A 19,619-nucleotide genomic window follows, 5' to 3' on the forward strand; every position below is an offset into this window, starting at 1 on the left:
CCCCACCCTACGAACCGAGCAAGATCATCCGGCGCCCCAAACAAAAAGCCCGGCCAAACGGCCGGGCTTTTGATTGGTTGCGATGAGCGCGCGAGACGCTTACGCGGCCTCGTCGGCGACGGTGGCACCGCCCTCGGTCTCGTCGCTATCGCCCTCGGCGTCCGCATCGGCTTCGCCTTCGGCGGCTTCGGACTTGGCGCCGGTGCGGCGCGGGCTCTTGGCGAGCTGGGCCTCGATCTCCTTGACCGCTTCGGTCTCGGTCGAGTGCTGCACCACCGCGATCTCACGGGAGAGACGGTCGAGCGCAGCTTCATAGAGCTGGCGTTCGCTGTAGGACTGCTCGGGCTGCGACTCGGAGCGATAGAGATCACGCACGACTTCCGCGATCGCGACGATGTCGCCCGAATTGATCTTCGCTTCGTATTCCTGGGCGCGGCGCGACCACATGGTGCGCTTGACGCGGGCACGGCCCTTGAGGGTCTCGAGCGCACGCTTCACCAGCGCGGGCTCCGACAGCTTGCGCATGCCGACATTGGCAACCTTGGCGGTCGGCACGCGCAGCGTCATCTTGTCCTTGATGAAGTTGATGACGAACAGCTCGAGCTTCGCGCCGGCGATCTCCTGCTCCTCGATGGCCAGGATCTGGCCCACGCCGTGAGCGGGATAGACGACGAATTCGTTGGCCTTGAAGCCCTGACGCTGGGTCACGACCTTCTTTTCCTCGACCTTCGGCGCAGCAGCCGCGGGCTTCACGACTGGCTTGGCGACAGCGACGGGAGCCTTGGCGGGAGCAGCCGCAACAGGGGCCTTCGGCGCGGCGGGCTTGGCAGCGGGTGCCTTGGCAGCGGGTGCCTTGGTAACAGCGGGCTTGGCGGCAGGCTTGGCGGCAACAGGCTTGGCAACGGTCGCTTTCGCGGCCGGCTTGGCAGTCTTGTTAGGCATTGCGCTTCTTTTGTTCTTCGAGGACTTTGCAGCCGGCGCCTTCGTCGCGGTCCGACCCTTGGATGCGCTACGGCTGGCCGCGGCGACTTTCTTGGCGTCCTTATGGGAAGCCTTCGCTGAAGTACTCTTTTTACGCGTTTTCTGTGACACAGCCTGCGCGCGGAAACTGCCACGCCCCTGTTCGACATTTGGTTTCACGGGAACCCAACGGGGCCGACGGGGCTAACCAGGGTTCGGCTCAATGTGCCCAATATAGCACATTTCCCGCAAAAATCAATGATTTAGGGGTCTTAAGGGCTGGTTTTCGGCGGTATCGCCGCTAATAGGGTTAAGTTTGGCCCGAATTAGTCGCCGGAGCCGGGGTTCGGCGAGAAATACTTGTCGAACTTGCCCTCCATGCCGTCGAAATCCTTGGCGTCGGCGGGTGATTCTTTCTTCTGGGTGATGTTCGGCCAGCTCTTGGCGTAGTCGGCGTTGACCGTGAGCCACTTTTCCAGGCCCGGTTCCGTGTCCGGCTTGATGGCATCGGCGGGGCATTCCGGCTCGCACACGCCGCAATCGATGCACTCGTCAGGATGGATGACGAGCATGTTCTCGCCCTCGTAGAAACAGTCGACCGGGCAGACCTCGACGCAGTCGGTGTACTTGCACTTGATGCACGCTTCAGTGACGACGTAAGTCATCCAACGCTCCGAAAAGCTCTTTTAAAAGTCGCGGCTTGCGTAGCGCGGATGGCCCGGCGCCGCAAGCTCAGGAACGGCCGATCATGACGGCTTTATGCGCTTGATCGACCAAGAAATGAATTCAAAGCGCAATTAATTGCGCTGAGAATTCGGATGGTCTTCACTGAGCTCTTCGTAGAGCACACGGGCCGAGGCGGCATCGCCGCGGCGCTCGTTGAAGGCGGTGACTTTCAAGACGCGCACGGTGCGATCGAGCGCGATGGTGAGCACGTCGCCGATCTTGATCGCATGCCCCGGCGATTTCTCGCGTGCGCCGTTGACGCGAACATGGCCGGACTCGACAAGCTCGGCCGCGGAGGTGCGCGCCTTCACCACCCGCGCGTGCCACAGCCATTTGTCGATGCGCTGCCGCTCGGTCGTGACTCTATTCCTTCTGACGCGTTTTCTTCACGCCAACCGCTCCGCACTTCGCTTGAAAACGCTGCGCTACTCCTTACGCCCAGACAGCTGCTCTTTCAGCGCAGCGAGCTTGGCGAACGGCGAGTTCGGATCGACCGGACGATCGCGCTCGCGCGGGGTGGCGCTCGATGCATAGGGACGCAGCGAGGGTCCGCCCTGGCGGTCGCGGCCCTTGTCACGGTCGCGGCCGCGGTTGTCGCGGCCCTTGTCGCGATCGCCGCCGAACTTGCCCTTGTTGCGATCCTTGTTGTCGCGGTCCTTGTTGCCGCCATTCTTGCCCTCGAAGCGGCGGTTCTTGTCGTCGCGGCCCTCCGGACGCGGCGCGGCTTCGGCGCCACCTTCGCGCGGCTTGCGGAAGTCTCTGCCACCATCGCGACGATGACCGCCATGGCGATGACGCTCACCGCGCTTCTCGCCGTCGGCGGCAGGCTGGGCTTCGCCTTCGGCAGGCGCGGTGCCGGCTTCAGCAGCCGCCTGCGGACGCGGCTGGTGATGGCGCTGGTTGCGATGGCGCTCGTGGCGCGGCTTGCGATCGTCGTGACGGCCGGCGGGACGCCAGACCTCGATGAGCTCGGGCTCGGCGGGCGTGGCCGCGGCCTCCACAGGTGCTGCCGCATCGGCCGACGCTGCGGCTTCGGTTGCAGCCGTCTCTGCAGACGCGGTCTCGGCAGGCGCGGTTTCGGCGGGAGCGGTTTCAGCAGCTTCAACGGGTGCCGCAGCCTCTTCCGCAGGTGGCGCGATGCCGGGAGCGTCTTCCGGCGTGACGGAAGCCTCAAGCGCCGGCTCTTCAGGCGCGGGCTCGTCGTGCTGCTCCATGCCGGGCGCGTCTTCGACGGTCACAGGCTCGGCGGCGGCTTCGATCGCGGTGTCCGCGGGAACTGCGGCGTCCTCGACCGGCGTTTCGGTTGCGGGCGTCTCTTCGCTGGAGGCTTCGACAACAGGCGTCTCGGCAACAGCTGCGGCCGGCTTTGCCGGCAGCGGCGGACGCTTGTCCATGCGATAGCCGAGCGCACGCAGCACGGAGGCAAAGTCTTCGCCGGCCGAGCCGGTGAGCGAGGTCATCGCCTGCGTCACCACAAAGCTGCGGCCGTCGAATGCACCGGCGGGCTTTTCGCCGGACGCGCTCTCGCGCCAGGCCAGCGCCGGACGGATCAGATCGGCCAGGCGCTCCAGGATGTCGACGCGCACGGCGCGCTCGCCGGCCTGCTTGTAGCCGAGCACGCGATAGGCATCGCGCGGCAGCTGCTTGTCGACCGGGAACGAGGTGCGGCCCGAGCTCGCCAGATGCTGCGCGCCCGACAGCGCGGAGGGATCGACATTGTCCTGCTTCAGCGCCCAGAGCAGCGCGGCCAGCGCACGCCCGGCCGGCTTGAGCAGGCCGGGGAAATAGAGGTGATAGGCGCCGAAGCGGACGCCGTATTTGCGCAAGGTCGCGCGCGAGGGCTGGTCGAGGTCCTTCAGCTCGTTGGCGATCTTCGGGCGCTCCAGCACGCCGAGCGCCTCGACGAGCTGATAGGCGATGCCGCGGGCGATGCCGGTGACGTCCTCGGCCTTGCTGAGCTCGAACAGCGGCCCGAGCAGCTTTTCGATATGCGTCTTGAGCCAGAGGTCGAGCCGGGCCTGCACCTTGTCGCGCGGGCCGCCCGTGAGGCGTTCGTCGGAGATGATGCGGATGCGCGGATGCAGCGCGTCCTCTGCGGCAGACAGCCGCGCCACGGCGTCGCCGGTCCAGCGGATGATGCCTTCCGAGGTCAGCACGAACTGCTCGTCCGGTGCGTTGCCCAGTTTTTCGGCGCGCGCGTTGATCTCGCCGGCGAGCACGGCCTGCGCTGCAGCCTGCAACGCTTTCGCATCGGAGCCGGCTTCCGCCGCATCCGGTGCAAAGGTGAAGCCATCGAGGCGGCCGATGACATGGCCTTCGACGATGACTTCGCCGGTCTTGCCGATTTCCGTATTCAAGCTCGTGTTCTCCCGCAGGCGGCGCATCAATACACTGGTCCGGCGATCAACGAAACGCTCAGTCAAGCGTTCATGGAGCGCATCCGATAATTTATTTTCGACCTCGCGGGCGATCCCCTGCCAGCGTTCCGGGTCTTTCAGCCAGTCGGGACGGTTGGCGACGAAGGTCCAGGTGCGAATCTGCGCGATCCGGGCCGACAGCGTGTCGATATCGCCGTCGACGCGGTCGGCCTGGTCGATCTGGGTCCTGAACCAGGCGTCGGGGATGCATCCCTTCCGCATCAGGAAGCCGTAGAGCGTCGTCACCAGCTCGGCATGGGCGGCCGGCGACAGCTTTCGGTAATCCGGGATCTGGCAGGCCTCCCACAGCCGTTCCACGGCGTCCTTGCCATGCGCGACATCGCGTACCTCGGCGTCGCGGGCGGCGTGGTCGAGCACGCGCATGTCCTCGGCGATCGGCGCGCGCGTCAGCGCCTCATGGCCGGGGGCCAGGTTCAGCGAGACCTGGAGTGCGCCGAGGGAGGCAAAATCCAGCTTCGAATTGCGCCATTGCAAAACCTTCACGGGATCGAAGGTGTGGTTCTGCAGCGCATTGACGAGCTCGGGCTCGAACGGCGCGCAGCGGCCGGTGGTACCGAAGGTGCCGTTGCGGGTGGCGCGGCCGGCGCGGCCGGCGATCTGGGCGAATTCGGACGGCGTCAGGCGGCGGAACTGGTAGCCGTCGAACTTGCGGTCGGAGGCAAAGGCGACGTGGTCGACGTCGAGATTGAGGCCCATGCCGACGGCATCGGTGGCGACGAGGTAATCGACCTCGCCGTTCTGGAACATCGCGACCTGCGCGTTGCGGGTGCGCGGCGACAGCGAGCCCAGCACCACGGCGGCGCCGCCATGCTGGCGGCGGATCAGCTCGGCGATGGCGTAGACCTCGTCGGCCGAGAAGGCGACAATCGCCGTGCGGCGCGGCTGCCGCGTGATCTTGCGGTCGCCGGCGAATTCCAGCTGCGACAAACGCGGCCGCGTGATCATGGAGACGCCCGGCAGCAGCCGCTCGATGATCGGGCGCATGGTCGCAGCGCCCAGCAGCAGCGTCTCGTCGCGGCCGCGGCGGTTGAGGATGCGATCGGTGAAGACGTGGCCGCGTTCCAGATCAGATGCGATCTGCACCTCGTCCACAGCAAGAAACGAGACGTCGAGATCCCGCGGCATCGCCTCGACGGTCGAGACCCAGTAGCGCGGCGCTTTCGGCTTGATCTTCTCCTCGCCGGTCACAAGCGCGACGGCGTCGGGGCCGACCCTTGCTGCGATCTTGTTGTAGACCTCGCGCGCCAGCAGGCGCAGCGGCAGCCCGATCATGCCGGAGGGATGCGCGAGCATCCGCTCGATGGCGAGATGGGTCTTGCCGGTGTTGGTGGGCCCGAGCACCGCAGTGACGCCGGCGCCGGGAAGCCGCTCGGAAGCGAAGGGGGAGGAGGAAAAAGGCATCTGGGGGATTAGGTAATGGCGATTGGGGCGAATGTCAGTGCTGTTTTGGGGCGGTGGCGCGAAGGGCTCGCCTCACACACCGCTGTCATCGCCCGGCTCGACCGGGCGATCCAGTATTCCAGAGGCGGCGCAGATCAGACCGAGAGGGCGCGGCGTACTGGATGCCCCGGTCAAGCCGGGGCATGACGGCGGAGAATGCGGCGCCGCTCCCCAAACCTCGCGCAACTGTCTCACTTTGCGACGCTTTTCCCGTTGGCTTTAAGCTTCGGAACGAGTTGAGAACGAATCGCGGCCGAATCGGTGACTCCCCCTTGAGTCCTGTTCCGTTCACGCAACATGTCGCGGGAGGCTTATCCGGTTCGCACTAGATGGAGTTTTGGCCTGCCGCACAAGCGACGTTTCGATGGCGAAATCGTTAAAGCTGGGGACGGCGCGGAGTCGAATCAGAATCGGGGAGGAGTCAAATGGATTCCCGCACCCCGACCCCCTCCAAACAAAAAGTGCGAAAACAACCCCATGCACAGTAGGTATGTTGTTGAAATCGTTGATGTTTATTTTCACCCTAAAGGCAGGTTCGTAGCCCGCATGGAGCGGAGCGTAATGCGGGGGCCAAGCAAAGAACCCCGGATTGCGCTGCGCTTCCGCCTTCGCTCTTCGAGCTACGGCGGACAAGCCATCCGGGCTACGGCAGCGAGGCGGCAGCCCCTACTGCGTCTTCGCGACCTTGGGCGGCTGGGCGCTGGTGATGAAGCTGGTTGCTTCCAGCATGGCCGGCCCGAGCGGGGTCGGCACTTTCAGCCAGAACGGGACCAGGACGCGCGTGCCGGCGATCGGCGCGAACGCGACCTCGATGTTGCGCTGGGCGGCGAGATATTTGATCACAGGACGGTCGGGGATGTAGCCGGCGATGGGCACGAAATACAGCGAGCAGACCACGACCTGGCCGTGATAGCCCTTCTCCGCCTTGACGTTTTCCATGCGCTTGAAATCGAGCTTGAGCTCGTAGCGCATGCGGCCGTCGAACACGGCGGCGCTGCCGTGGCAGGCATCCGCCGACAGCACGTCGCCGCTGCCGGATACGCGCACCAGCGAGGCCGTCATCGGATCCCAGACGCCGCGGCGATGCGCGTCGGTGACGACGATGCGGTCGGGATCGACCGGCGGCTCCGGCAGGATGGCAAAATCCTTCACATTGCCCTTGTCGAGCGTGATGCGGATCTCTTCGGTCTTCTTCGAGGTGGTGGTGGTGGCCTGGTAGCCGGTCGCGACCAGCGCGCCGTTGACCACGCGGCCCTGCGAGGCGCCGGTGCCCGACCCGCCCGCGAACGATTTCAGCAGCCCCGAGGTGCCGCCGGAGGCCGCGGCCGCGAACACGTCGTCCTGGATGTCGATGTTCCAGGCGCCTCGGCCGACGGGAATGCCCGCCAGCGTCGCCTCGTATTGCGCCTCGAGCTTGCCCTGCGCCGCCGCGGGCTCCGCCGCCCACGCCAAGACCAGCCCGCCAAGGGCCGCCATGACCCAGCGGCCGGCAGGGCGCGGATCGCTCGCGCGCAGCTCCGTTGAGCACAGCTCTTTTGGGCGCAGGCTCGGCGCAAGATGAGGCGTTGTGAGCACGAAACAATCCAATCGGGGCGCGAACGGTTGTTACTTAAGCCAAAAACCGCGCCAAGCAATGTGTCCGGGCCTATCCGCGTCCGGAACTCCACTGCACTCTTCGGGCGCGAATACGCCCTTTATGTGATGGTAAGGCGCGATAATCATTGCCGTTTTGGTGATAGGGGCGGGTCAGAACCGCGCACCTCACCCCGCCACCTCCACCGCTGTCATGCCCCGCCTTGTGCGCACTTGCGCACTGGGGCGGGGCATCCAGTACGCCGCGGCCCCTCTGGTCAGCCGTACCGTCTCGGAGTACTGGATCGCCCGGTCGAGCCGGGCGATGACACCGCTTTATGCCGCTCGAGATCCCGGTTTCGCGCTCTCGCGCACCCCGGGACGACGGTCCAAAAACGGCCCGTCGCCTTGACGTCCCGCCGCTTCCCCCCTATACGTCCGCCCGCTCCCTGCAAGGACAGAGAATTTGCCCGTGGCGCCCCGAATGGCGGCCGCACATCGTTGGGAAAGATTGAGGATTTTGCCATGTCTCGCCGCTGCGAATTGACGGCCAAGGGCCCCCAGGTCGGCCACACGGTCAGCCACTCCAACATCAAGACCAAGCGCCGCTTCCTGCCGAACCTGGTCAACGTGACCTTCATCAGCGAAGCGCTGGGCCGCAACGTGCGCCTGCGCGTCTCCACCAACGCGATCAAGAGCGTCGACCACAATGGCGGCCTCGATCCCTTCCTGCTCAAGGCCAAGGCCGCCGTGCTGTCGCCGCGCGCCCTCGAGCTGAAGCGCGCCATCCAGAAGAAGGTCGGCCCGACCCCCGCGCCGGAGAAGAAGGCGAGCTAAGAGAGTTTTGGAATTGGGCGGGGGCTAGGTTGCGTCGCGTGGCGTAGGCTTAGCCGAGTAAGAGTTTTGCGTGACGGCCGGATCGGAAGATCCGGCCGTTTTTGTTTTTGGCCGGATGATCTGTCCCCAAGACTATATTACCGTGACGAAGGTATGACGCTGGCCCCTTTCCTGCTAGTTGCAGATGTGATCGTATGCTCTCAAAAATCTCTTTATTTTTTTGGGAGCGAATAATGAACGAATACTCTTTTGAGCAGCAGCCATTTGGCGATTTGGGCTTCGCTGACAATCCCGAGAACCGTTGCCCAGTTGTGTTGGTGCTCGACAATTCTGGTTCGATGAGCGGATCACCAATCAGGCACCTAAACGAAGGACTACAGCAGTTTCGAGATGAGCTATTTGCGGATTCGTTGGCTGCGAAGCGAGTTGAAGTAGCGATTGTGACGTTCGGTCCCGTTACGGTGGTGACTGACTTCACAACAGTTCAGAATTTCTATGCCCCGACACTCTCGACAGCCGGCGATACGCCCATGGGTGGAGCGATAGAGAAGGCCGTCGACATTTTGAAAGAACGGAAGACTGCCTATAAGGCCGCCAAAATCGGCTACTACCGGCCCTGGATTTTCTTGATCACCGATGGAGCGCCCACTGACTCTACGAGCAGAGCGGCTCAGTTAGTTCGTGAAGGGGAGGCTTCTAAGGCCTTTATGTTTTTCGCGGTCGGGGTCGAAGGTGCTAATTTCGACGCATTGCGATCCATCGCAGTCCGAGAGCCGCTGAAGTTGCGAGGCATGCAATTCCGTGAGCTCTTCCAATGGCTCTCCTCTTCGCTCGCAGCGAAGTCGCACTCTCGCCCAGCCGATGAAGAAAGCGTGCCTCTTCAAAGTCCCGCCGGCTGGTCGACGGCGGGATGAACTCGCACATCTGGAGATGGGCAGCAGCCAAGGCTACGGGCACGTCCCACATCCGAGCGGGGAGAGGATGCGATGACGCTGGCGCTTGCGTAGTCCTCGATCAGACAGGTCAAGAGGTTTTGATCATTGTCGTCTCCGACGGCGCCGGATCGGCGGAGCGCTCTGCAGAAGGATCGCGGCTTGCAATCATGCGATTTGTCCGATGCGCTTCGGCTTTTCTAGCGGCAGGGGGTGACATTTCTTCGCTTACGTCGCAAAGCGTATTAACTTGGCTCGACGACATTCGCGATCGAATCTCTTTAGCGGCCGCAAGCTCGAATTGTGCTCCGCGAGACTTCGCCGCGACCTTGGTAGCCTGCCTCGTTACGCCGCTACATGCGACCTTCATCCACGTAGGCGATGGCGGAGCGGTGTTTCGGTTAGACGAAAGCGATGAATGGCAAATAGGAAGTTGGCCCAACCATGGCGAGTATGCTTCTACAACCTATTTCATAACTGATGACCCTCAGCCGATCGTAGAGATCACCCATATTGAGGGCGGGGTGAAGGAGGTTTGCATCTTCACAGACGGGATCGAGCGGCTGGTTCTAGAATTTTCGACGCGAAGCGCATTCGCTCCGTTTTTTAACAGAATATTCGGCGCGTTTGGCGCCCGCAGTGCCGGACGTGATCGGAAGATGTCCCACCAAGTGAAGCTTCTACTCGAAAGCCCATCAGTTTGCGAGAAAACAGACGATGATAAGACCCTAATTTTGGCAAAACGCGTGTGAAAAGATGTCTATTCCGAAGGGCATCGTTGACGATCAGAAGCAACCCGTATCGCTATTGAAGCTACTCGGTCGCGGTGGCGAAGGCGCCGTCTACGAGATTCTTGGCGACCCGACTAAGGCCGCGAAGATTTACTTCCCAGACAAGGCAAGGAGCCGGCGCGATAAAGTGTTGGCCATGGTCCGGGCAAAGCTTCAGGACGGCATAACGAGCGTCGCCTTCCCAACAAAGCCCCTCTACCACTCGAACGGCGATTTCGCCGGATTTACGATGGAGAAAGTTAGAGGTCGGAGTCCTGTCCACGAACTCTACTCTCCAAGTAGCCGCCGAACCAAGTTTGCAAAAGCCAATTTTTCTTTCCTGGTACGGAGTGCCATCAATCTCGCCAACGCGGTAGCTGCTGTCCATGCAAAAGGTTGCGTGATAGGCGACATCAATCACTCAGGTATTCTCATCTCTGGTGATGCACGAACAACTCTGATCGACGCGGATTCATTTCAGTTCTCTCTAAGTAGCGATCTATTCCGCTGTATTGTTGCAACAGAGGACTTTACTCCGCCTGAACTGCAAGGAAGACGTCCAGACGAAGTCGTACGTACCATCAATCATGACTCCTTTGGGTTAGGCGTCATAATCTTTATGTTGCTCTTCATGGGCAGACACCCATTTATTGGCGATTTCCTCGGCACAGGATCGCTACCTTACGAGAAGGCAATAAAGGAGTTTCGGTTCGCATTTTCGACCGATCGCAGACGAACCGGGATGGAGCCGCCGCCCCACCTTCCAACTTTGTCGGACTTACCGCCGAACCTTGCAACTGCATTTGAGACAGCCTTTGGTCCAGCTTCCTCGGCAGGAGGCCGGCCTGCTGCAACCGAATGGGCCCGTCTACTTAAAGAAGCTGAGGTCGAACTAGTCCCGTGTCGACAATCGCCCGCGCATCATTATTTTCGGTCCGCAAGCACCTGCCCTTGGTGCCGAATGGAGCGCGGGTTTCCCGGGTTTGTGGCGTTTGCGGCCGCGGTCCATGTCACCGGTTCGACTCCAGCCGACCTAGCTCAATTGATCGCAGCAATTCGCGCTATTCCCGACCCTGGAATTGCGGCGCCACTTTTGTCCGTCATGCCTGCGGTGCAGACCGCAGCAAGGCCGCCTGCGCCTGCATCAAACGAAGCGATCGGCTCCTTTGCAGTGGCAACGCTGGGGGCACTGATTTCCATTCCGCTCCTAACCACACAAGCAATACATCCAGTTCTTGCGCTCTGCGGATTTGGTGCCTGCGCGTATTTGGCCCTTCGCTCGCCGGCTGCGAACCATTCCAAGCAACGCGCATCTGATGTGTTGCGAAGGGGATTTGATCTGCATGATGAGAGGTACCGCGCCGTTTCAAACAACCGTCGGTTCGTTGAGGTTCGTCAAGAGACCGACAGAGAAATTCGGGAATTGGGTGGACTCAGCGGCGAGGAATCTCGACAGCTTGCAGGCTTATCCCAGCGATTGCGCGAGTTGCAACTTCACCGGTTCCTCGACGGGTTTCAAATTGCTCGAGCCAAAATAAAGGGGCTTGGTAGTACAAGGAAATCAACACTCCGCTCCTACGGAATAGAAACCGCGGCGGATGTGGATAGAATTCGAATCGAGGCCATTAATGGGTTCGGGCCAGCAACATCAGCCTTACTTTTGACTTGGCGAAACGCGTTAGAACGGCGGTTTGTTTTTAATCCGAACCAAGCGGTAAATCCCGCGGACGTCGCGCAGGTAAAAGCTTCGATTTCCAAAAGGCGATCCCACCTAGAGCAAACGCTTCTTGCGAGGCTCAATGAGCTTCGAACCGTCTCAGCAGAAATTGTTCAATCGCGTGCGACGATCGTCGGTCACGCCACGAATGTGTGGAGAGATCTCAAGCAGGCAGAAGTTGACGAGCAAGCCGTCTCCGCCCTAGCCAACACCAGCAAACGCCGATGGCTATTCGGAGCCCTCGCCCTCGGCGTTCTCATTTTCTGTATCTCGCTAGGTCCAAGAATTTCAATTCCTCCGCCGAAGCCGATCCAATACTCAGCTCCCGCTGTAGTGAGATCCACGGGAGAGACTTTTGCACAGAACGTGCCGGCATCCACATCCCCGAAACCCGCGGCCTCTGTAACAAACCCAATTGCGCAGCCTTCTTTTTCCACGCCCACAGCCAGTGCTCTTCCGAAGGAGGCGACCCCAGGAGAGACCTCCAAGTCAAGCCAAGGAACGGCACTGCCTCAAATTTTGAGTCCTGATGCCGCCACATCCGTTAGCAAGCTTCCAACGCTCGCGTCACCAAAGCCGCTGGAGGAACCGCCGACGCCGCTAAGCATTTCCCCGTCGTCACCGGTGTGGCCTCCGATCGCCGGCATAAGACCAGACGCAACAGGAACTGTCTCACCAGCGCCCCCGCTATCTCTATCTCCCGCGGATCAACTCGTTTCATCTGCGTCGAAAACCGGCGCACCGTCATTGGAATCCGCCGCCGGTTCAGATCGAATCGACTCGGCATTTATCAGCGGAAAACTAATCGAACTGGGCTATCTCGAACGTATTTCGAGTAGTGATAGCACGCAAATCAAGCGAGCAATCAGGGACCTCAGAATCGTAAACGGGCTACCGAGCAATGACATGATCGATAGCGCAGCAGTGAGGCTGCTAAACTCTCGATCGCCTCTCTCGGCTAAGCAGTCATTCGTAGGAGGTTGGTCCGCCGACCAAGCTTGCAGCGACGGCGTAAGACTAGAAATAAGCACCGCAGAAGCAAAGGTAGACGCGGGGTCTTGCACATTCAGTCACGTCTCGCTTGGAGGAAATGCTTGGAGAGTTCAAGCACGCTGCCAAGTGGGAGCTGATGCTTGGCCCGCAAATATTGTTTTTAAGGTGCAGGGCCGAAGACTAGAGTGGAATAGTGAGAAGGGTCGACAGTATTATTACCGCTGTCGCTAGGATAGTCTGCCATGCCCACCTGTCATCTTTGCGGCTCCTTATTCCCCAGCGGGGGAGGTCACCGAAGGACGATACGTTCCGGAACGAACGTTAGCGGGATGGCAATAACTTCTCGGCCGTTGCTCGATTGGACCTTGAACTCCCTGTTAAAGGGCAGGTTTGTTGCAATAAGAAACACCTATGCCCCGCGAACAATATGCGCGGCGTGCGACCACAAGTTAACAACGAGACGCAGATGGCAAAATCGTGCCATTCTACTAGCAACTTTACTCGTGGTTCTAATCTCCGTGGTCTTCCTTGCGCATTGAAGTTTCATTGCTGCCGGCGCAAGACGGCCATCATCACGCTTATCGCGTTGACATTTGTTAACACATCCACTATCTTTCAGGTTACCGGATGGCTGATCGGCCCAGGCACCCGCACAAGGAGATCGAGGCCGTCGTCGCGCACGCCGAGTCGATCGGATGGCGGTGGCGCAAGATGGGGCATTGGGGGCGGCTGTTCTGCGCGCATGCGGGACGTGACGGCTGCCAGGTTGGCGTGAACGGCACGCCGAAGAACCCGGAAGACCACGCTCGCCAAGTGATGCGGGCGATCGGCCGCTGCCCGCACGGTAAGGAGGAGGACACGTGAAGAAATTCGAATTCAGCATCATTGCGTCCGGCCTCGATCCTGCGGCGGAGGATTTTGAGCAGCGCTTCTACGATGCCGGCTGCGACGATGCTGCGATCGCCTTCCAGAAGGGCCACATCATCGTCGACTTCACCCGGGAGGCCAAATCAGTCAGCGAGGCCATCATCACCGCGGTGCGGAACGTGCAGGCCGCCGGTGCCCACGTCGATCGTGTCGAGCCCGACCCGCTGGTCAGCCTCTCCGATATCGCCACCCGAACCGGAATGACGCGCGCGGCGATGACACAATATTCCAAGGGACAGCGCGCCAAGGATTTTCCCGCGCCGGTCGCCCGCGTGACGTCCGACAGCCCGCTGTGGGATTGGGCGACGGTCGCAAAATGGCTGTTTCATCACGACAAGCTCAGCCGCGACGAGGCGATCGAAGCGGCCGCCGTGCGAGCGGCGAATGCGGCGATAGGATCGCGCACGGCTAAACTGGAAGAGAGCTTGAAGGGAAGCCTGAAGGCTTACGAAAAGGAACTCGACCGCGCCGCGTGAGACGCGGGATCGCTACTCTGCCTCCCCCCTACCCCCGAAAATCAATGCTCCGCAGCACGATCCCCGGCGGCGTGCCTTCGAACTCCGTCGCCTGATATTTGCGTCCGGTGCAGGCTTCGATGCGTTCGCGCAGGCGCGTGAACTGCTCTTCGCGCTCGCTCGGCCTGGCGCGCGGGCCGCGCTCGAGGTCGTCCATGGCGGAGGTCGAGATCGCGCAGGCGATCTCTTTTGCGCCGTCCTGCATCGAGAACTGGACGATGCCGCGGTCCTGGTCGTGGGCGATGAAGCGGCTGGTGGTGAGTGTCATGGGGTACTCCTTTGTCCGCGCGTCGTGCCGGGATTGCGCAATTGCGCACGGGGGCGTCGGTCGGCGTTATCGAAGCAGGCTGTGGCACTAGGGTGCACAACAAGTCGCTTCGGTGGTTATGGGTCCTGGCTTTCGCCAGGACGACGGGTGTGTTTGCGAGCGTTGCGCGATGGCGCCACGAGTTGGCCCAGCTTCAGCCCTCGCTTCAGCCGTCGCCGTTGAGTCTTGCGAAATCGTCGAACAGGGCGGCGACCAGCGCGCGATGGCGGGTGTCCTCGGCGGGCAGGCTCGCGGCATAGAGGTTGAGCAGATGGCGGGCCTTCACGGCGGCCTCGGGCCAGGACGTGGCGGGCACCGACATCATGCGGTTTTCGAGTTCGGCCTCGCGCTCGCGCAGCTCCCTGACCTGGGCCTCGACATCGGCCAGCGCGCGGCGCAGATCGGTTGCCTTCTGGGCGGCCATGCCGCGGTGGCTGTCGAGATCGACCGGGATGTCAGTCATGTCAGGCACTCGCATCGATACGTTGGGCATCCGCAAGGTCGACCGAGCCGATCGACAGCATCTCCGTCGCACCGCGCACGCCTTCGGAGGGCACCGTGATCATGGTGGCGACGCGGCGATAGGACGCGAACGACAGACCCTCGATCATCTCCTCGTCGGTGACGACCTCATAGGCGCCGGCCGGCAATTCGCGCTCGAGACCGCGGATGTGGAATGGATGCTTGAAGGTGATGGTTTCTCGCCGCGAGCGGATGGTCATGCGCGCCTGCCTTTCGCAAAGAAGGAGCCCCAACCGACGCCAGCTATGGCGGACCATGCGCTCGTTGCGCGGCAATAGCCAGCTTTATGTCAGCGCGGGCCGGGACTTAAGCGGCAAGCGCGACACTCGCGCGCGGCGTTTTAGTCCTCGCCATCGGCAGGACGCGGGCGTACGCTCGACCATGTCAGCGCAGCTCACGCAATTGCCGCGCGTCGATGTTGCGCTGCATCTTTCGCGCCTCGTGTGCGCGGCGGCGATCTTTCAATGGCTCGGGCGGGTGCATCTCGTCATGCCCAGCGACCATTGCAGCGCCGATCTCGCACGCGGACGAACTCGAAACCCAGGAGGAGACGAAATCATGGCCAAGGGACAGCAACGCAGCAACCGCGAGACCAAGAAGCCGAAGAAGGACAAGATCAAGACCAGCGCCGCAGCGCCCAGCCGCAAGGATGCGGCGTGGCAGCCGGAGATCGGGCAGAAGAAGAAGTAGCGGGGGCGGCAACGCCGACCGCGAATGAGGTGCGCCCCCTCTCCCGCTTGCGGGGGAGGGTTGGGGTGGGGGTGTCTCCGCAAGCGAGAACCCCCAAGAGGAGAGAGCCCTCACCCGCCGCGCTCGGGACGATGCTTCGCATCGCCCGAGGCGCGTCGACCTCTCCCGCAGGCGGGAGAGGTGCAGCGGAGTCCGCGGCCCAATCACCCCAAAAACACTGGCGCCGCGCGGGATCCACCACCACCTCCTTCTCCCGCTCTTTTCCGCTATACTCGCCCGGGTAGCATCAGCGGGAGGGGAGTACCGTGGAGCACGAGCGCAACGCCGACCACACATCCGAGCCGAAGAATCTCGTCATCTGCTGTGACGGCACCGGCAACGAGATCTCGGAGAACATCTCCAACGTCCTGAAGCTGTATCGCTGCCTGCGCAAGACCGCCAAGACGCAGCCGCGGCAGATGGTGTTCTACGATCCAGGCGTCGGCACGGTGACGGAGCCGTCGACGTGGCATCGCTGGAAAGCCAACGTCAACCTGGTGCTGGGGCTCGCCACCGGCTACGGGCTCGATGACAACGTGCTCTCGGCCTATTGCTTCCTGGTCCAGCATTACGCGCCGGGCGACAGGATCTATCTGTTCGGTTTTTCGCGCGGGGCCTACACGGTTCGCGTGCTGGCGGGGCTGATCCACAAGATCGGCCTGATCTCGCCGGAGCAGGCCAACCTCGCGGGCTCCGGCCTCGTCGCCTACAAGCAATATTCCGGCACCGGGCGCGGCAACGACATCGAGGACCTCAAGGACATCGCCGTCGACGAACAGGGGCCGCTGCCGAAGGACCAGTTCGACCTCGCCGCCCAGTTCGCGCGCATCACCTCGACGCGCTGGCCGACCATCCACTTCATCGGCGTCTGGGACACGGTGGCGAGCGTGATCGTGCCGCGGCGCGACGTCTTCTTCCTCGTCTTCAGCCTGGAGGAGCTCGCCTTCACGCTGCGCAATCCGAGCGTCAACATCTTCCGGCAGGCGATCGCGATCGACGAGCAGCGCCGCATGTTCCGCCTCAAGGCGTATGAGGAGCCGCAGGAGTACTGGCGCCACCGCTATGTGCCCGACGAGAAGAAGGAGCCGCAGGACATTTTGCAGGTGTGGTTCGCCGGCGTGCATTGCGACGTCGGCGGCGGCTATCCGGAAGCCGAAAGCGGCGAGTCCAAATATCCGCTGCTCTGGATGATCGAGGAGGCCGCGAAAGCGGGGCTGAACTTCAACCCGCGCACGGTGAACCAGCTCGCCTGGGGCATCCAGCGCAAGAACTCGCCGTTCCAATACGTGCCGCCTGAATACACCGGCAAGACGGGCGAGCTGCATGATTCGATGACGGCGCCCTGGCGCGTGCTGGAGTATCTGCCGAAGAGCGCGACCTACAAGGAATGGCCGGAGCGGAAGGTGTTTATGGGGCTCTACATCCCCGATTGCGAACCGCGCCCCATTCCCGAAGGCGCGCATGTGCACGAGAGCGTGTTGAAGCGGATGGCGGTGGAGCCGGGCTATCGGCCGGTGAATCTGCCGAAGGAGTATGTGACGGTGCCGATGCCCGTGCCGCCGGGTGTGGGCGCTGGAGGCGAGACGGGGGAGATCGTGGTGGGGTGAGGTGGTTGCGCGGCGGACCATGATGGGGAGCTGGCCGGCGCTCCACCAAAGCCGTCGTCCTGGCGAAAGCCAGGACCCATACCGCGTGATCTTTCGGTTGCGGACAGTCGGCGTACCGAACGACGAGCCTTCACCAAAGTACGTCCTGGGGTAATGGGTCCTGGCTTTCGCCAGGACGACGGCGGAATACAGCCTCCCCACCCGGCTACCGCCAATATTCATTAAAATTATCGACCCCGCTTTAGCCGGATCGAATCACCTCTCGTTCATCATGGTCTCCCAGACCACCCGCGCCATCCGCGGAAATTGGAGGAGAGTGCCAATGCATCCGCGACGACATGCCCGCGTCAAGCCCGCGGGCCTCGTGTCCCGCCAGGCCAAGATCATCACCGACCCGCGCGCGCCGGTGATCCCCTGCACGCTGATCGATTATTCGCCCGGAGGGGCCTGCGTCGATCTCGGCGGCCAGGTGAAGATTCCCGATCGCTTCGAGCTGCTGCATGTCAACACCAAGAAGCGCTGCCGCGTGGCGTGGAAGCGCGGCACGAAGGTGGGCGTGGTGTTTTAGGGGCGAGGCACGCTGGCGCGGCCTCCTAAGTTGTCGTCCTGGCGAAAGCCAGGACCCATACCGCGTGATTTATCGATTGCAGGCGGTAGACGTACCGAACGACGAGTCTTCGCCAAACTGCTCCCTGGGGTAGTGGGTCCTGGCTTTCGCCAGGACGACGGCGGAGATTGTCGCGGCGCGATCTCTCCCAACACAACAAATTCCCTACTTCCGCATCCGCGCCTTCGCGCCCGCGACGATCTGCATCGCGACGCCGGCGATCCAGCCGAACAGGGCGAACCAGCTCCAGGCGATATGCGGCTCGAGGCGGAGCACGATGATGGCGACGGAGGCGAGCGCGGTGAGCGTGGCGCAGAGCGTGCCGGCGGAGCTCAACAGCTCCGCGGCGTCGATGTCGCCATGGGCCTCGTCGAAGGGCAGCTGCGGCGTGTCGATGCCGAGATAGAAGCCGACGAAGCCCAGCACCATCATCAGCAGCAGGAAGCCCTCGGTGGTGAGCGCGGGTATCGCGGATCCCACGTAAGCGCCGACGAACAGCCCGCACGCGGCGCCCGCCATCGCAAGCCCCACGCGCTCGATGACGTGGGCAGCCTTTCGAATACGAAACCGCATGGCGGATCTCCGCGAGGAGTTGGACGCGCGTGAGGTTAGGCCAGATTTGGCGGGGGTGGAAGCTGAGGGGCGTTACGGAGGCGTGAGGCGGAGCAAGCGCCTCGTCCTTCGAGACGACCGCTTTGCGGTCTCCTCAGGATGAGGCTGAGCGGCATCTTTGCCCGCCGAAAGCGCTGCCGCGCACTCCGGCCTCATCCTGAGGGCCCGCCAAAGGCGGGCGCTCGAAGGATGGCGGCGAGGTGAAGAGCCTACCGCGCCCCGAACGTGGTCTTGCCGAACAGCGCCTTCTGCGTCGAGGGCTGCGAGCGCCAGAATTGCGGCGGGGCTTCGACTTCGCCGCCGAGCTCGGCTGCGGCGTGCCAGGCCCAGCGCGGGTCGTAGAGCATGCCGCGGGCGAGCGCGACCATGTCGGCCTTGCCGGATGCGACGATCTCCTCGGCCTGCTTCGGCTCGGTGATCAGGCCGACGGCGATGGTGGGCAAACCGGTCTCGCGCTTGATGGCCTCTGCAAACTGCACCTGGTAGCCGGGGCCGAGCGCGATCTTCTGCAGCGGCGAGACGCCGCCGGAGGAGGCATCGATCCAGTCGACCCCGCGCGCCTTCAGCGCCTTGGCGAACTCAATCGTCTGCGCCAGATCCCAGCCGCCCTCGACCCAGTCGGTCGACGACACCCGCATGCCGACCGGCTTGTCGTGCGGGAACGCCGCGCGGACGGCGTCGTAGACCTCCAGCGGGAAGCGCATGCGGTTCTCGAGCGAGCCGCCATAGTCGTCGGTGCGCTTGTTCGAGATCGGCGACAGGAATTGATGTAGGAGATAGCCGTGCGCGCCGTGCAGCTCGATGGCGTCGATGCCGATGCGATCGGCGCGCTTCGCCGCATCGACGAAGGCATCGCGGATGCGCTTGAGGCCGGCGGCGTCGAGCGCCAGCGGCGCGGCCTCGCCCTCCTTGTGCGGCAGCGCCGACGGCGCCACGGTCTGCCAGCCGCCCTGGTCTATCGGAATCAGCTGGCCGCCGTCCCAGGGCCGCGCGCTCGAGGCTTTGCGGCCGGCATGCGCGAGCTGCATCGCGACCGCGGTCGAGGAATGTTTCCGCACCGAGGTGAGGATCTGCTTCAGCGCGGCCTCGGCGGCATCGCTGTAGAGCCCGAGGCAGCCCGGCGTGATGCGGCCGATCGCCTCGACATGGGTCGCCTCGATGCAGAACATCGCCGCGCCCGACAGGCTGAGATTGTTGATGTGGGTGAAGTGCCAGTCGGTGGGAACGCCGTCCTCGGCCGAATACTGGCACATCGGCGACACCACGATTCGGTTCTTCAAGGTCAGGCCGCGCAGCTTGATCGGGGAAAACAGGGCGCTCATGCGGGTGTCGTCGACCGAGTGGGTGGTGGGCGGCTGGTATCTGGCGCAGACTATTGAGTTCGCCAAGGCGCTGAAGGCGCGCGGGG

The 19,619-nt window shown here is 62.8% G+C and carries 19 protein-coding genes; 9 read left to right on the forward strand and 10 right to left on the reverse strand.

The window, feature by feature from the left end; translation table 11 throughout:
- Window positions 1-99: 99 nt before the first annotated feature.
- From AC0L2J_RS31870 to AC0L2J_RS31890, 5 genes are all read right to left on the reverse strand, one after another.
- A complete protein-coding gene (locus AC0L2J_RS31870; protein ID WP_007604608.1) occupies window positions 100-942 on the reverse strand; it encodes a CarD family transcriptional regulator in 843 nt (280 codons plus the stop codon).
- 344 nt (window positions 943-1,286) lie between these two features.
- A complete protein-coding gene (gene fdxA, locus AC0L2J_RS31875) occupies window positions 1,287-1,625 on the reverse strand; it encodes a ferredoxin FdxA (protein ID WP_275172752.1) in 339 nt (112 codons plus the stop codon).
- Window positions 1,626-1,757: 132 nt separating this feature from the next.
- Window positions 1,758-2,027 (reverse strand): RNA-binding S4 domain-containing protein, encoded by a 270-nt coding sequence (locus AC0L2J_RS31880; RefSeq protein ID WP_473395644.1) that lies wholly within the window; start codon window positions 2,025-2,027, stop codon window positions 1,758-1,760.
- An 84-nt stretch (window positions 2,028-2,111) separates the two neighbouring features.
- Complete coding sequence (locus AC0L2J_RS31885) at window positions 2,112-5,525, reverse strand: helicase-related protein (RefSeq protein WP_473395637.1); 3,414 nt, start codon at window positions 5,523-5,525, stop codon at window positions 2,112-2,114.
- A gap of 705 nt (window positions 5,526-6,230) precedes the next feature.
- On the reverse strand, window positions 6,231-7,040 hold the full coding sequence (locus AC0L2J_RS31890; RefSeq protein ID WP_473395645.1) for a DUF3108 domain-containing protein: 810 nt from the start codon (window positions 7,038-7,040) through the stop codon (window positions 6,231-6,233).
- A 621-nt stretch (window positions 7,041-7,661) separates the two neighbouring features.
- Here AC0L2J_RS31890 and rpmB point away from each other — a divergent pair.
- The 6 genes from rpmB to AC0L2J_RS31920 all read left to right on the forward strand — a co-directional run bounded on the left by rpmB (window position 7,662) and on the right by AC0L2J_RS31920 (window position 13,788).
- Window positions 7,662-7,973, forward strand: coding sequence for a 50S ribosomal protein L28 (gene rpmB, locus AC0L2J_RS31895; RefSeq protein WP_026232426.1), 312 nt, complete (start codon window positions 7,662-7,664; stop codon window positions 7,971-7,973).
- A 233-nt stretch (window positions 7,974-8,206) separates the two neighbouring features.
- Window positions 8,207-8,887: a vWA domain-containing protein gene (locus tag AC0L2J_RS31900; RefSeq protein WP_473395638.1), complete on the forward strand. Its 681-nt coding sequence runs from the start codon at window positions 8,207-8,209 to the stop codon at window positions 8,885-8,887.
- Window positions 8,884-9,657 carry a PP2C family serine/threonine-protein phosphatase gene (locus tag AC0L2J_RS31905; RefSeq protein ID WP_473395639.1) on the forward strand — a complete coding sequence of 258 codons (774 nt, stop codon included), beginning with the start codon at window positions 8,884-8,886 and terminating at the stop codon, window positions 9,655-9,657. Before AC0L2J_RS31900 ends, AC0L2J_RS31905 begins: the two co-directional genes overlap by 4 nt.
- 4 nt (window positions 9,658-9,661) lie before the next feature.
- Window positions 9,662-12,616, forward strand: a complete 2,955-nt coding sequence (locus tag AC0L2J_RS31910) for a hypothetical protein (RefSeq protein ID WP_473395640.1) — start codon at window positions 9,662-9,664, stop codon at window positions 12,614-12,616.
- Window positions 12,617-13,012: 396 nt separating this feature from the next.
- Window positions 13,013-13,249: a hypothetical protein gene (locus AC0L2J_RS31915; RefSeq protein ID WP_279664837.1), complete on the forward strand. Its 237-nt coding sequence runs from the start codon at window positions 13,013-13,015 to the stop codon at window positions 13,247-13,249.
- Complete coding sequence (locus AC0L2J_RS31920; protein ID WP_473395641.1) at window positions 13,246-13,788, forward strand: hypothetical protein; 543 nt, start codon at window positions 13,246-13,248, stop codon at window positions 13,786-13,788. The genes AC0L2J_RS31915 and AC0L2J_RS31920 overlap by 4 nt, the downstream gene beginning before the upstream one ends.
- Window positions 13,789-13,816: 28 nt before the next feature.
- Here AC0L2J_RS31920 and AC0L2J_RS31925 read toward each other — a convergent pair whose 3' ends face one another.
- The 3 genes from AC0L2J_RS31925 to AC0L2J_RS31935 all read right to left on the reverse strand — a co-directional run bounded on the left by AC0L2J_RS31925 (window position 13,817) and on the right by AC0L2J_RS31935 (window position 14,856).
- Window positions 13,817-14,095, reverse strand: coding sequence for a DUF1488 family protein (locus AC0L2J_RS31925; protein ID WP_085351675.1), 279 nt, complete (start codon window positions 14,093-14,095; stop codon window positions 13,817-13,819).
- A gap of 205 nt (window positions 14,096-14,300) precedes the next feature.
- Window positions 14,301-14,597 (reverse strand): hypothetical protein, encoded by a 297-nt coding sequence (locus tag AC0L2J_RS31930; RefSeq protein ID WP_007599252.1) that lies wholly within the window; start codon window positions 14,595-14,597, stop codon window positions 14,301-14,303.
- A gap of 1 nt (window position 14,598) precedes the next feature.
- A complete protein-coding gene (locus tag AC0L2J_RS31935; RefSeq protein WP_027515171.1) occupies window positions 14,599-14,856 on the reverse strand; it encodes a hypothetical protein in 258 nt (85 codons plus the stop codon).
- On the opposite strand from AC0L2J_RS31935, the gene AC0L2J_RS31940 reads away from it, so the two are divergent.
- From AC0L2J_RS31940 to AC0L2J_RS31950, 3 genes are all read left to right on the forward strand, one after another.
- Entirely contained in the window at window positions 14,828-15,346 is a 519-nt protein-coding gene (locus AC0L2J_RS31940; RefSeq protein ID WP_473395646.1) for a hypothetical protein, read from the forward strand. The two genes, AC0L2J_RS31935 and AC0L2J_RS31940, sit on opposite strands and share 29 nt — an antisense overlap.
- A 305-nt stretch (window positions 15,347-15,651) precedes the next feature.
- Entirely contained in the window at window positions 15,652-16,992 is a 1,341-nt protein-coding gene (locus AC0L2J_RS31945) for a DUF2235 domain-containing protein (RefSeq protein ID WP_473395642.1), read from the forward strand.
- A gap of 322 nt (window positions 16,993-17,314) precedes the next feature.
- Window positions 17,315-17,560, forward strand: coding sequence for a PilZ domain-containing protein (locus AC0L2J_RS31950; RefSeq protein ID WP_007599245.1), 246 nt, complete (start codon window positions 17,315-17,317; stop codon window positions 17,558-17,560).
- A gap of 204 nt (window positions 17,561-17,764) precedes the next feature.
- On the opposite strand, the gene AC0L2J_RS31955 is transcribed toward AC0L2J_RS31950, so the two are convergent.
- Together AC0L2J_RS31955 and AC0L2J_RS31960 are read right to left on the reverse strand one after the other, a co-directional pair.
- Window positions 17,765-18,172, reverse strand: a complete 408-nt coding sequence (locus tag AC0L2J_RS31955) for a hypothetical protein (RefSeq protein WP_007604593.1) — start codon at window positions 18,170-18,172, stop codon at window positions 17,765-17,767.
- 248 nt (window positions 18,173-18,420) lie between these two features.
- Window positions 18,421-19,533 carry an NADH:flavin oxidoreductase/NADH oxidase gene (locus AC0L2J_RS31960; RefSeq protein WP_473395647.1) on the reverse strand — a complete coding sequence of 371 codons (1,113 nt, stop codon included), beginning with the start codon at window positions 19,531-19,533 and terminating at the stop codon, window positions 18,421-18,423.
- Between the last annotated feature and the right edge of the window lie 86 nt (window positions 19,534-19,619).

This window comes from Bradyrhizobium sp. MV1.5 (assembly GCF_055807615.1).